This is a genomic window from Deinococcus aetherius, assembly GCF_025997855.1.
In the GTDB taxonomy this organism is placed as follows: Bacteria; Deinococcota; Deinococci; order Deinococcales; family Deinococcaceae; genus Deinococcus; species Deinococcus aetherius.
Genome location: NZ_AP026562.1, coordinates 365531 through 377921 on the forward strand (window position 1 = coordinate 365531; position 12391 = coordinate 377921).

The following is a 12391-nucleotide window of genomic DNA, read 5'->3' on the forward strand; positions in this document are numbered from 1 at the left end:
CCGAGCCTCACAGGGCTAGAACGTTCTTGACGCCCTGGCGGTATTGCCCGGGGGTGACCCCGAAGGTACGGCGGAAGTGCCGCCCGAAGTGGCTCTGGTCCGTGAATCCTGCCCTAAGTGCGGCTTGCGCGACCGTTTCACCCCCGCGCAGGAAACGTTTGGCGTGGCGCAGCCGCACCTGAAGCTGGTAGGCGTGGGGAGGCAGCCCGTAAGCGCGGCGGAAGGCGCGCAGCAACGTGTACGGGTTCAGTTCGGCGAGGCGGGCGAGTTCGTCGAGGGTGACGTTGCGCGCGAAGTCGTCTTTGAGGATCGTGCGCACAAGGTGCAGTGCCTGGGGTTCTTGCCCTACCGTGGGCAATGGAGGCGGTTTGGCCGCGTGACGGAGGACGAGGCCCGTGAGGGCCTCGCGCATCAGGGACTCCCGCGTGAGGCTGGGCGCGTGCTCCTCGAAGGCCCGGTGGGCGGTCACGAGCGCGTGGAAGAGGACCGGGTCGTCGATCACGACGGGCAGGCGGGGCAGCAAGTCCGCCCGGCTCCCCAGGGGCACAAACGCGCCGACCAGCAGCCCGGCGTCCGGGTAGAAGTTCCGGTACGTCCACCCGTCTCGGGTCTCCGCGTGCCCGGTGTGGACCTCGTCCGGGTGAATCAGGCCGATCACTCCGGGCCGTAGCGTGTGGGTGGCCCCCCGGCACTCGAAGCTCATGGCGCCCTGGGCGAGCAGGCCGATGCTGTAGGTGTCATGGGTGTGGCGGGCGAAGGCATGGGTGGTGAAGGTCCCATGCAGGAAGTCCACGCCGCCGAGTTCGGGAGCGCGCCAGCTCTGCACCCGGACACGGGGCGTCACGTGGGAACCTGCGGGGGCACGCGCCCATCATGCCACCCAAAGAGCCGGACCTAAACGGCTGTTTTCGGGCGCTTGGGCTTACAACGCGTATTTCGACCTCGCCACCATGAGTCGGCAACTGGCCGGGGGCTGAGTCAGGGTCAGCCAGCCCTGAGGAGGGTGCCCCCATGGTCGGCCCGGACCAATTGCACTTCGAGCGTACCTCAGCCCGCCTGGACTAGGCCCTAACCCGGCGGATGTGTCACCAGCAGCAAAGTGGCGGGGTATGCCTCCAGTAAAGCTGGAGACGTGCCCCGAGACGCTTCGCCTGTTCTGGGCTCAAGACCCGCTTTCGACATTTGGGTCCGCTGAGCGTAAACGCCGTCCAGGACGAGGTCTCGCTCCTCAGCCTCTGGTAGGTCCCCGGCGGAGACACCAGTTCCTGACGCCAGCAGTTGGTCCCGTCACCAAGGGCCTCAGAGCGTGTGGGGAATGGTGTTTGCGCTTATCGAACCAAGATGGCGAAACCGTATCTTAAGCCCAACTAGGCATAGCACGCGGGTTCACCCGCAGTTGCTCGGCGAGGGAGGCCAGAACCGCTTCTGGCGGTGCTTCCCCAGGGCACATGGCCCGCCCCAGATGGCGTAGCACGGTGAGCTGCACGGCGTACCCCAGCTTGTTGAAGTCCCGTCTCCGCTCTCGCACGAGCAGCAGGTCGGCGGCATCGAGCAGGTCGTGCCGCGAGAGGATGCGCTCGTCGAGCTGCGGGAAGCGGGTGAACTGTTCACGCTGGGCGGAGGTCAACAGCGGCGGGAGAGTGGTCAAGGAAGCCTCCAGGTGTCCCAGTCGCGGGTGCTGCGGCTGTGCGCCGAGGGGCGGTCATATCGGGAGATCGCCCGCGAGCTGCGCCTGAGCAAGAACACCGTCATGAACATCGTAAAACGCGCTTCCCCAGCAGGGTCCGGGGAGGACGAGGCGGCTTAGCACACAAAAATTGCTAGAGCTTGTCCGCTCCCCGGCAGGGGGTCGCACCGAGAGGGCGCCAGAACCTTGAAAATGGTTCTGGCGTTGACAACCTCATAGCAGGCCAGTGCAGCTTTCCTGCCCCAGGCTTCGCTGAGGCGCTCACGCCGAAGTCCAAGCCCTTGCCGCGCCCGCCGCGTACGCCGCGAACGGCGTCGCCGGGCGGCCTGTAACCTGGGCAACGGTGCCGGTCACGGTGGCGCCCGCCCCGTCGCGGATGGCCTCCTGGTCCCGCACCACCATGGCCGCGTAGTCGGCCGGGATACCGGAACCCACCAGAATTCCGGTCAACTCGTCCGGAGAAATCTGGCGGTAGCCGATGTCCCGGCCGATCACTTGACCTATGGTCGCCGCAGCCTGCGCGAACGTGAGCGCCTCGGGTCCGGTGACGGCGTAGGTGGCGCCCGAATGCCCGTCCTCCGTCAGTGCGGCAGCGGCGACGGCCGCGATGTCACCAGCATCGACGAGGGCGACCGCACCGCTGCCGGTGACGGAGGCCACTGCGCCCGCCCGCAGAATGCCGGGCAGCAAAAACCCCTCCGAGAAGTTCTGCGCGAACCCCGAGGGCCGCAAAATGGTCCACGCCAGCCCTGAGGCCATCACCTGCCGCTCCACCTTGCGCCTGCCAGAATCAGGGTCTTCGTTCGGAAATTCGGTGCCCAGGGACGACAGGAGCACCACCCTCGTCACGCCCTCCCGCTCGGCTGACTCGAGAAAAGGCCCGACGACGGGCGTGGGGTCCTCCACGAGGTCGGGGGCGACCAGGTAGAGCGCATCGGCACCCCGCAAGGCGGGAAGGTGGGTCTCACGGCGATCCCAGTCGAAATGGACGCGGCCCTCACCCGCCTTGCGGCTGGCGGCTCGCACCTTCAAACCACTCGCGGTCAGTCGTGGCACGAGGCGGCGACCTGTCTTCCCCGTGGAACCCAGAACAAGTACAGTCTCGGTCATGTGTTTCTCCTCTGGCCGGCTAGGAACGCTAGGAACGGCCGAGGTCAAGCTACGTGAGCGGCCCGCGACATTGAATACTTGATACTCTCCAAAACATGTTCGAGCGTATCGATTCCCTTCCCGATGTGCTCACCCAGGTGTTAGGGGCGGTGCACCTGGGTAGTTCGCTGTCGGCGCGCACCGAACTCGGGGCCCCGTGGGCGACCCACGCCGGAGGAGTCGGACAACGGGCGGGGTTCCACATCGTGGTCGAGGGGCGCTGCTGGGCGCGGGCGGACGGAAGCAGCGAACAGGTCGAACTCGGTCCGGGCGACATCGTTCTCTTTCCCCACGGCACGGGCCATACCCTGTGCGACCATCCGGCCACCCCGCCTATCGAGTTTGAGCCCCTGGTGGCCTCAATACGACCGGGCGAATCGAGGGCCCTGCCGACCGGGGGAAGCGGCCCCTCCACGGTGCTGCTGTGCGGCTCGTATTCCCTCTCGGCGGACGGCTCGCATCCTCTCCTGCGCGGTTTTCCGCACCTGCTGCACGTACCCGCCGAGGGCGGCCAGGGGAGGGCGCTTCGGGCGACGGTTGACCTGCTGGCGGAGGAGGCCCTTCACCCCGGCTCCGGCGGCGGGCTCGTCGTCGGCCGCCTGGTCGATCTCGTGTTCGTCTACGCGCTGCGCGACTGGCTGGCCCACCACGCGGACGCCCGGCACCGGAGCTGGTTCGGAGCGCTTCAGAATCCGCTGGTCGGGCCAGCCATCCACGCCATTCATGGCGGTCCGGCGTTCCCCTGGACGGTGGCGGCCCTGGCCCAGCTCTGCGGCCTGTCGCGTGCGGCCTTTTCCCGCCGCTTTCACCAGGCGGTCGGTGAGCCGCCCCTGACGTACGTCGCCCGCTGGCGCATGACGGTGGCGGCCGAACTGCTGGAGGAAGGGACGCGCGTTGCGGACGTGGCCCAGCAGGTGGGCTACGAGAATGAATTTGCCTTTGCCAAGGCGTTCAAGCGGGTCCGGGGCAGGGCGCCGGGACAGGTTCGCCGCGCCGCGCACTTTAAAGCGCTCCCAGGGGCCTGATACCGGCGAGGATCAGGGCAGAAGGTCGGACTTTTGGGCAAGGATGACCCGGGGCACGTCCGTACTAGGCTAAACCTAGCAAAGCTCCAGAAACTGGCCAACCGTCGTGCGAACACGTATTGCTGATGTTCGTGATCACGCAACAGCGTTTCGCAACGCCGGAACCCGCGCCCCATCACGCCATCACCATCGTTGCGCAGACGTCCGGTATCGCTTTCCCATCGCCCTAACCCCCTGCCTTACCAAGTCGCAGAGGGAGCGGCTGCGCCCGGGGCTTGCATCTGACACGGTGTGAGGCCGCACAGTGCAGGGCGTGACGGTATCCATTGGTGACTTTGCCCGGCTCGGCGGCGTGTCCGTCCGCATGCTCCGCCACTACGACCACATCGGCCTGCTGTTGCCCGCCAACGTCGACCCCCAGACCGGCCACCGCCGCTACGCCCTGGATCAGCTCGTCACCCTCAACCGGGTGGTGGCCCTCAAAACGCTGGGCTTCACCCTGGAGGAGGTGGCCGATCTGATCCAGGGCGGCGTGGCTCCGTCCGAACTGCGCGGGATGCTGCGCCTACGCCGCGCCCAACTGGAACGTCAGGTGCACCATCACCGGCACACGCTGGAACGCGTGGCCGCCCGCCTTCGCCTCATCGAACAGGAGGATGTTATGCCCGAGACCGTCCACGTGAAACACATTCCCGCGCAGCCATTGGCGGCGCTCTCGATGGTGGCCCCAGACCCGAGCCGCCATACGGTGGGGCCACTGGTGCAGGAGCTGTTCTCGAGGGTCGCTGATCACATGGATCACGCCGGAGGCGACCGCACGACCCCCATCGCCCGCTATGCGCCGGTCTCCACAGGCGGCCCGGAAGTGCGCCTCACCGCCGGGTACGTCGTCGTGGGGGACGCGGTGCCGGAGCTGGAGTTGGAGCCTCTGGCGGCCGTGGAGGTGGCGGCGGCAGTACATCGCGGCCGCATGGACGGAATCGCCGGCGCGTATCAGGCGCTGGCCAACTGGGCGCAGGTCAACGGACGCCAGGCATGTGTGGAGGCGGGGTGCTGGCGTGAAGTGTACTTAGAGGCGAATGGCGAAGACCAGCGGGAATGGCTAGTAGAAGTCCAGCTTGAACTGGGCTGAGGATCGCGAGGGGAAAGAGGCCTGTTCCTGCCTGTGATGGCGGCAATTGGGTTGTGGGTTGCGCTTGGTGCGGCCAGCCAGCAGATCGAGCTTCGCCACGCCTGGCCGCCAATGGCACCTTTACCAGGTGAAGACCCACCAAGTGGGCGCACGAGGCTGTCGACACCACCACACCCGCCGGCCGGATGATGATGCAGATGGTCGGCGCCTTCGCCGAGTTCGAGCGGGCCATGATCCGCGAGCGCACCCTGGCGGGCTTGGAACAGGCCCGGCTGGAAGGGCGCGTCGGCGGGCGTCGGCGCAAACTCCTCCCGCACCAGGAGCAGGACATCCGCGAGTCGGTGCAGGCCGGGCGGCGCACCGCGGCGCAGTGCGCCCGGTTGTTCGGCGTGCATCCCAGCACCATCACGCGGCTGCTCCAGCGCTGAGTGCCGCGCACACCGCCCCTGGACGCCCGAAGCCCTCGCCCAGCACCTCACCCTGACCCCCGGAGAACGGGCCTTCCTCGCGTTGTAGCCCCAAGCGCCCGAAAACGTCCGTTAAGCCCGGGCCTGTGCTCAGGAGCGGAGGCGGGCGAGGTCGAAGTGGTCACGCCCAAAGGGGTTGATGTGCTTACGCAGCAGCGGGGTTATCAGGGCCAGCACCTCCTCCGGCAACTCGTGCCCCTCGGCCCTACCCAGGGCGAGCATTCTCAACGGCCCGCTTTCCTCCCTGTGCACGGCAACGGGGCGACTGCACCTCTGTTCCTCTCCACCCCCCATTCGAAATTTGCAGAGTGATGGAATAATAGTCCCATCACTCTGCTATTGTGACGGGGTGGTTGTCCCATCACTCTGCTCCGTCGATGGGATAGTGGTCCCACAACCTCAGAGGAGACACGGATGCACATCTTCGTCACTGGTGGTACCGGCACCATCGGCACCCCCGTCATCGCCGAACTGCTCGCTGGCGGCCACAGCGTCTTGGCGCTGGCCCGCTCGGATGCCTCCGCGCAGGTCCTTGAGCGCGCGGGCGCTGAAGTCCTGCGCGGTGCACTAGTGGTCGACCACGGACAAGAGAAGGTCTAAGATGAGGGTATGGGACGGCGGAAGCAGTTTGTCGTGACGCTCAGCGATGAGGAGCGTCGTCAACTTACCGACATGACGCGAAAGGGCGTGATCAGTGCGCGGGTCATGACCCGCGCACGTCTCTTGCTTCTGGCTGACCAACAGTTGAAGGATGATGACGTGGCCGAGCGGCTGGACATCAGTCATTTGACGGTCGCCAGCATTCGGAAGAAATACACCCAAGGTGGGCTGCAAGCCGCCTTGTACGAGAAGGCTCGTCCGAAACCGCCGTCAAAACTGGGTCCTAAGGAGACAGCAATCCTGATTGCAGAAGCCTGTTCAGGAGGTCCAGATGGGCAAGCCAAGTGGACCATGCAACTCCTTGCAGATCGTTTGGTGACGCTGGGCGTAGTGGAAAGCATCAGTGATGAGACGATCCGGCGAACACTGAAAAAAACGACTTGAAGCCCTGGCAAGTCCAGAGTTGGTGCATCGCCAAAGTCGGCGCTGATTTCGTCTGGCGCATGGAAGAGGTGCTGGACACGTACGCTGAGCCGTATGATCCACTGTACCCCGTGGTCTGCTTCGACGAGAAGTCCTATCAATTGTTGGCGCACATCACTGAACCGCTTCCACCCGTGCCGGGACACCCGGCACGGGTGGACTACGAGTACAGGCGTTGTGGAACGGCCAATCTCTTCATTGCTTTTGAACCCTTGACCGGGCAGCGGACAGTCACCGTGACCGAACGTCGCAGCAGCGAGGAGTTCGTGGCACAAATGCAGGCTCTCCACTTGCGCTACCCCGAGGCGAAGACAATTCGCCTGGTGCTGGACCAACTGTCCACGCACACGCCGTCCTCGTTGTACCAGCACCTCCCGCCCGACGAAGCAAACGCCTTGAAGAGGCGGTTTGAATGGGTCTACACGCCGAAGCACGCTTCCTGGTTGAACATGGCGGAGATGGAATGGTCAGTTTTGGAGCGACAGTGCTTGAGACGACGGTTGGCAACCTCTGAGGAACTCAACAATGAAGTCAAAGCCTGGGAAGCGGATCGAAATGCTCGGTCAGTTAAGGTGAGCTGGCAATTCAATACAGACAAGGCACGAGTGAAATTAAGCCGCCAATATCCGTCCCAAAATTAGGCCTAGCTATGTCTGTGGTTATCCACTAGCTGATCTGTCCATCTTACGGGAAGGCGCGGCCCGGTCCGACGGAGTGGTCAGTTTGGCGTTCAGCCGCGACTACGGCACACTTGAGGCGGTCACACAGGGCGTCGCCGAGGAAACCGCCGCTCTCACCGTCCTGGGAGAGGCGCTCATCGGGAGCAACCGACCCATCGTCGCGGTGTCGGGGACGCCCGGGATTCCGGGCCGCGCCTCCACCGAGGCTGACCCGCTTCCGACAGAAGGGCCCGTCGGTGGACGAGCGCTGGCACAGATGGCGCTGCTTGATCTGGCCTCACGGGGTGTGCGCAGTGTGACGGTTCGCCTGCCGCGCACGGTTCACAACGAAGGCCAGGGCGGGTTTGCCGGTCTGTTGACCGACGCGGCGCGGCGCACTGGGGTGTCCGGTTACCCAGGTGACGGGACCCAGCGCTGGCCGGCGGTGCACGCGCTCGACGCCGCCGTCCTGTTCCGGTTGGCCCTGGAGTCGGCACCGGCGGGGACGTCCTGGCACGCCGTCGCCGATGAGGGTGACGCGGTGCGAGACATCGCGGCGGTGATTGGCCGGCGTTTGGGGCTGCCCGTCGAGCCGGTGCCGGAGGAGAGTTTCGGCCCGTTCGGCTCGATTTTCGCCATGGATCAGCCGGCCTCCAGTGCCTACACCCGCAACAGCCTGGGATGGGAGCCGACGCACCCCAGCCTCCTCGAGGATCTGGAAAACGTTCAGCCCTGACTGACTGCCCTGATTTGCCACACCGCAGGGCCGGTCAGGGCGTCTTCCCCAGGAGGCCGGGGTCACTCGCGGGGACGAAAGCTCAGAGACAAGCTCGCCATGCGCAGGTCCTCAAGGGCAGTCAGGACATACGGTGCGAGTCCTTCACCGTCCGCGCGGTCGTCTTCAGACCACTGGGCGTAGCCCCGCTTGAAGGCAAGCCCCCCCATTTCGCCCGCGAGATGCGCGGTGGGCTCTGGGACGCCGCGCGCGATGAGCGCGGCGGTCATGGCCGCCGCGAGACCGACACTTTTCAGGGCGTCTCGCTCCTGAAGTTCGGTGCTCGTTGCCACTGCGGCTTTGAGGCGGGGGCCGAGTTGACGGTTCACCGGCCCCATGACGCTGGAGGCGCGCTCGAGACCCGCGGCCACCGCTTCGAGCGGGCTGGCGTCTGCCGCCGCCTCCGCAATGCCGCCCGCGAGTAACCGGCTCAGCGTCTCCTGGCCAGCAACCAGGAGTTCACGCTTATCGGGGAAGTGTCGAAAAAACGTGCTTTTGGTGACGCCGGCGCGCTCGGCGATCTGCGCCACCGTCGTGGCGTCGTACCCCTGCTCGGCGAACAGATCGACGGCCGCGATGATCAGTCGCTCATGTGCCCCGGGCTGCCATCGGGCCATGCCAGGAGTATAAGGTGTCCCCTGGCGAAGGCCGAATCTTCGACCTGGGTCACTTTCGGAACTGCCTGGGACGTTGTTGAAACCCTGAATGGTCCATCAACTGACATCTTGCAATTTAGGTTGAGGGGACGGGAAGTGCATGCTGGAAGGCGTCGAGCGCGTCCAGCTCCAGTTGGAGTGCTTGACGACGCACATCGGGGACGAACGAGAACCGTACGGTTCTCGCCAGATCGCCCCAGTCGGGCCACATGCCTGCTCTCCCCACAGGCAGATCGAGGTTCTGGAGATGGCAGAGGAGGAAGGCTGTCCCAGAGAGGCACCACCAGCGCATCACCCCCTGTTTGCTGTGCTGGGCGAAGCGTTCGAGCCCAAAGCGTCCCTTGACCGTTTTGAAGAAGGCTTCGATCCGCCACCGGCACTTCCCCAGCCGAGCCAGGTACTTGCCCCCCAGATCGAGATTGGACATCACGAAGCGTTGTTCAGGCTCTTTGTTGCGGTAGAGCCAGACCCAGGAGACGCACATGGTGTGGTCAAGCCCTGTGGGCTTGACCAGGCTCCCCCGGACCATCAGGTCACGGACCTGCCGCCCACCCTCCAGTTTCCGGGTGCAGCGCACGCCGACCACGATGTCGAGGCCACGGGCGAGAACGCCCCGAATAAACTCGGCACTCTCGAAGCCCCCGTCTGCATGCAGACGGGGACGCCGTTTTCCAGACATCAGGGCAGAAGGAACGGTGCGGAGCAGCTTCAACGCGAGCTGCGCGGGGGAAGGGGTCCCCTTCCCCCGCCAGATTTGAAAAGCCCAGGGCAGACGAAGCTGCCCGCAGCACAGGTACAACACCACCAGGTGAACGCCGTGGACGCTGTTGAAGGTGTGAACCCAGTCGGCAAGTTCGCTGAACTTGCCGGTCTTTTCCAGGCTGGTCAGGTCCACCAGCAGTTCCAGCCGAGGGCGCTGGTGGGGCTGCTGTCGCCACCAGTCCTGCACCGTCTCCAGGGCGTGCTGACGCAACACTCGGCACAGGTGCCGGGTGTCCCAGACCGCGTGATTGAGGAAGCGGCTGAGAGCTGAGGGAGATTTGACGGTGGCCCGTTGGGGTAGCGGTCTACCAGAACCATCCAACAGCAGGTCGAGGAAGACCTCGAACGACTCCCGATGCTGCTTGCGGGAAAAGCAGGGCAGGATGTCAGAATACAACCGTCTGGAACGCTGTTCTTTTGGGTTCACACCCCACAATGGGGCCAAAAGGGCGTTCCAGACGTCCTTTCCCTCAACTGCAAGATGTCAGTTAGGTTTCCTACGTCCTACGGTGTATCTCGTGGAGGCCCGACATACTCGGCCAGTGCCTCACCTCGTCTGGTTCAAGCGCGACCTGCGAATTCAGGATCACGCCGCGTTGCTCGGGGCCGCCGAGTGCGGCGAGGTCCTGGCCCTGTACGTGTACGAGCCCGAGCAGTACCGGCACCCCGAGTTCCATCCCGCCCACCTCAGCGTCCTCAACGACGCTCTCGCCGAGTTGCGGGAGCAGCTGGACGAGTTGGGCGTCGCGCTCCTCCTGCGTCACGGGGAGGCCGTCGCCGTGCTGGAGGCCCTGTGGCGGGACGTGCCCTTTTCTTCGCTCTGGGCGCATCAGGAGACCGGGAACTGGGTGAGCTACCAGCGCGACCGGCGGGTCCACACCTGGGCGAAAGGGCGAGGCCTCCCCTTCTACGAGCCGCCTCAGAACGGCGTCGTTCGAAGGCTCCGCTCCCGTGACACCTGGGCTGAGGAGTGGGAGGCCCGCATGGGCAGTGCACCCAGGCCGGCCCCCGAACGGCTGCGTGGTCCTCAGCACCTTCCTCCAGGTGATCTCCTCACCCACCGGGACCTGGGACTCCCCGAGAACGACAAAGTGCTGCCCTGGCTGCCGGGGGCCTTCGGCGAACACCTCGCACACGCCACCCTGCACAGCTTCCTCAACGAGCGCGGGGTGAATTACACCCGCGAGATGTCCAGTCCCCTCACGGCCGAGCACGCCTGCTCGCGGTTGAGCGTCCACCTCGCCTTCGGCACCCTCAGCCTGCGGACCGTGGTGCACGCCACCCGGCAGCGCCTCGCCGCCGTGACGGGCGACCCGGAGGCCGATCCACGCTGGGTGCGCTCGCTGCGCTCCTTCGAGAGCCGCCTGCACTGGCATTGCCACTTCATGCAGCGCCTGGAGAGCGAGCCCGAGATGGAGTTCCGGGGCCTGAACCCGACCCTCGCCGACCTGCGCCCGGAGGAGTTGGATGAGGTGGCCCAGGCACGGTTCGTTGCGTGGGCGAGTGGGCGCACCGGGTATCCAATGGTGGACGCCTGCATGCGGATGCTGCTCGCCACCGGGTGGCTGCCCTTCCGGATGCGTGCCCTGCTGGTCAGCTTCGCCACCGAGCAGCTCTGGCTGCCCTGGCGGGCGGTGGGCCTCCACCTCGCGCGGCACTGGCTGGACAACGAGCCGGGCATTCACTGGTCGCAAGTGCAGATGCAGGCGGGGATGGTGGGCATCAACACCCTGCGCATCTACAACCCGACCAAGCAGGCGCGCGACCAGGATCCGGACGGAGTCTTCCTGCGAAGGTGGCTCCCGGAGTTGCGAGTCCTGCCCTCGGTGTACGTGCACGAGCCGCACCTAACTCCGCCGCTCGTGCAGGCCGAGACAGGCTTCCGGGTAGGAGAAAGCTACCCGCTGCCGATTGTGGACGACCGCAAGACGGTGCGGGCGGCCAAGCAGCGCCACCAGCAGGCCCAGGCACGAGACCCCGAGCGGGAGGTGGCGCGGCAGGTCTACGAGCGGCACGGGAGTCGCAAGAAGGCCCAGCTCCGGGCGGAGGGGCGCATGTCCCCGAGTCGGAGGGAGCAGCGGGCGACGGTGCTGGCAAGCTCGGCACCTTCCCCACCGCCGCGTCCAGTCCTGTCCCACGGGCAACCCCTGCTCTTCGACACCCTGGTCCCCGAGTTGCCACCAGTGACGTTGCCGCGTCTCCCAGCGGATTGGCAGGCGGTCCTGAGTCCGGTGATGCAACGTTCCGCCTTCCGTGAGTTGCTGGCCTTTGTCGCCTTGGAACGCGAACAGGGCCCGGTGTACCCGCCCGAGCCGGAGGTCTTCGTGGCGCTGCACCTGACCCCGCTCAAGGCCGTGCGGGTGGTGATCCTAGGACAGGACCCGTACCACGGTCCCGGGCAGGCGCAGGGCCTGGCCTTCAGCGTGCGGCCCGGGATGCGCGTGCCGCCTAGCCTGGCGAACATCCACCGCGAACTCGCCGCTGACCTGGGGTGCCCTCCTCCCCGGCACGGCGACTTGCGGGCGTGGGCGAGGCAGGGGGTGTTGCTGCTGAACACAGTGCTGACGGTGCGGCGCGGAGAGCCGGGCAGTCACGCGAACCGAGGGTGGGAGACGTTCACGGACGCGGTGATCAGGGCAGTAAACGCGCGGCCTGAGCGGGTGGTCTTCCTGCTGTGGGGCGCTCAGGCGCGGCGCAAGGCTCGGTTGATTACCGCGCCCCACCATGTTGTGCTGGAGGCGGGACACCCCAGCCCTTTGAGTGCGGCGCGCTTCCTGGGGAGTCGGCCTTTCAGCCAGGCCAACGCAGCGCTGCGGGAGGCCGGGCGCGGGGAGGTGGCGTGGTGTTTGCCGGAGCGGCCCTGAGGCGGGGCAGGCCGTGGGGAGGACGCGCCGCTCGGGTGATCGTGCATGTGGACATGGACGCCTTCTCTGCCTCGGACCGCGACGTTGAAAACGGCTGTTGAGACGTCTGGACTGTCATCCGGGCAAAACAAT

12 protein-coding genes and 3 pseudogenes are annotated in these 12391 nt (G+C 66.0%); 9 read left to right on the top strand and 6 right to left on the bottom strand.

All coding sequences use genetic code 11. From position 1 onward, the window contains the following. Positions 1-7 precede the first annotated feature (7 nt). Entirely contained in the window at positions 8-844 is an 837-nt protein-coding gene (locus DAETH_RS21375) for a helix-turn-helix transcriptional regulator (protein WP_264778143.1), read from the bottom strand. A gap of 513 nt (positions 845-1357) precedes the next feature. Continuing rightward, positions 1358-1648 (bottom strand): DUF4158 domain-containing protein, encoded by a 291-nt coding sequence (locus DAETH_RS21380; RefSeq protein ID WP_264778144.1) that lies wholly within the window; start codon positions 1646-1648, stop codon positions 1358-1360. Positions 1649-1660: 12 nt separating this feature from the next. Here DAETH_RS21380 and DAETH_RS21385 point away from each other — a divergent pair, with 12 nt between their 5' ends. After that, positions 1661-1807, top strand: coding sequence for a helix-turn-helix domain-containing protein (locus DAETH_RS21385; protein ID WP_264778145.1), 147 nt, complete (start codon positions 1661-1663; stop codon positions 1805-1807). 141 nt (positions 1808-1948) lie between these two features. Here the strand turns inward: DAETH_RS21385 and DAETH_RS21390 are convergent, their stop codons facing one another. Then, positions 1949-2797 carry an NAD(P)H-binding protein gene (locus tag DAETH_RS21390; RefSeq protein WP_264778146.1) on the bottom strand — a complete coding sequence of 283 codons (849 nt, stop codon included), beginning with the start codon at positions 2795-2797 and terminating at the stop codon, positions 1949-1951. Positions 2798-2892: 95 nt separating this feature from the next. Between DAETH_RS21390 and DAETH_RS21395 the strand changes: the two genes are divergently transcribed. The 3 genes and pseudogenes from DAETH_RS21395 to DAETH_RS21405 form a co-directional block, all read left to right on the top strand. Continuing rightward, positions 2893-3861, top strand: coding sequence for an AraC family transcriptional regulator (locus tag DAETH_RS21395; RefSeq protein ID WP_264778147.1), 969 nt, complete (start codon positions 2893-2895; stop codon positions 3859-3861). Positions 3862-4174: 313 nt separating this feature from the next. Beyond that, positions 4175-4993, top strand: coding sequence for a MerR family transcriptional regulator (locus DAETH_RS21400; protein WP_264778148.1), 819 nt, complete (start codon positions 4175-4177; stop codon positions 4991-4993). Between the two features lie 152 nt (positions 4994-5145). Continuing rightward, a pseudogene (locus DAETH_RS21405) lies at positions 5146-5421 on the top strand (recombinase family protein); the annotation flags it as partial. A 129-nt stretch (positions 5422-5550) separates the two neighbouring features. On the opposite strand, the gene DAETH_RS21410 reads toward DAETH_RS21405, so the two are convergent. Continuing rightward, the gene (locus DAETH_RS21410) at positions 5551-5682 is read right to left on the bottom strand and encodes a transposase (protein WP_264778149.1); all 132 of its coding nucleotides are present in this window, start codon (positions 5680-5682) and stop codon (positions 5551-5553) included. Positions 5683-5874: 192 nt separating this feature from the next. Between DAETH_RS21410 and DAETH_RS21415 the strand changes: the two are divergent. The 4 genes and pseudogenes from DAETH_RS21415 to DAETH_RS21425 all read left to right on the top strand — a co-directional run. Beyond that, positions 5875-6030: pseudogene (locus tag DAETH_RS21415) on the top strand (NmrA family NAD(P)-binding protein); the annotation flags it as partial. A 39-nt stretch (positions 6031-6069) separates the two neighbouring features. Continuing rightward, entirely contained in the window at positions 6070-6504 is a 435-nt protein-coding gene (locus DAETH_RS24740; RefSeq protein ID WP_406585089.1) for a helix-turn-helix domain-containing protein, read from the top strand. After that, positions 6501-7184, top strand: a complete 684-nt coding sequence (locus DAETH_RS24745) for an IS630 family transposase (protein WP_406585125.1) — start codon at positions 6501-6503, stop codon at positions 7182-7184. Before DAETH_RS24740 ends, DAETH_RS24745 begins: the two co-directional genes overlap by 4 nt. A gap of 25 nt (positions 7185-7209) precedes the next feature. Then, a pseudogene (locus DAETH_RS21425) lies at positions 7210-7938 on the top strand (3-beta hydroxysteroid dehydrogenase); the annotation flags it as partial. Between the two features lie 62 nt (positions 7939-8000). On the opposite strand, the gene DAETH_RS21430 reads toward DAETH_RS21425, so the two are convergent. Both DAETH_RS21430 and DAETH_RS21435 read right to left on the bottom strand, forming a co-directional pair. Then, positions 8001-8594, bottom strand: coding sequence for a TetR/AcrR family transcriptional regulator (locus DAETH_RS21430; protein WP_264778151.1), 594 nt, complete (start codon positions 8592-8594; stop codon positions 8001-8003). Between the two features lie 115 nt (positions 8595-8709). After that, complete coding sequence (locus DAETH_RS21435; protein ID WP_264774679.1) at positions 8710-9822, bottom strand: transposase; 1113 nt, start codon at positions 9820-9822, stop codon at positions 8710-8712. 115 nt (positions 9823-9937) lie between these two features. Here DAETH_RS21435 and ung point away from each other — a divergent pair, with 115 nt between their 5' ends. Further along, positions 9938-12259 carry a uracil-DNA glycosylase gene (gene ung, locus DAETH_RS21440; protein ID WP_264778152.1) on the top strand — a complete coding sequence of 774 codons (2322 nt, stop codon included), beginning with the start codon at positions 9938-9940 and terminating at the stop codon, positions 12257-12259. Positions 12260-12391: the final 132 nt, after the last annotated feature.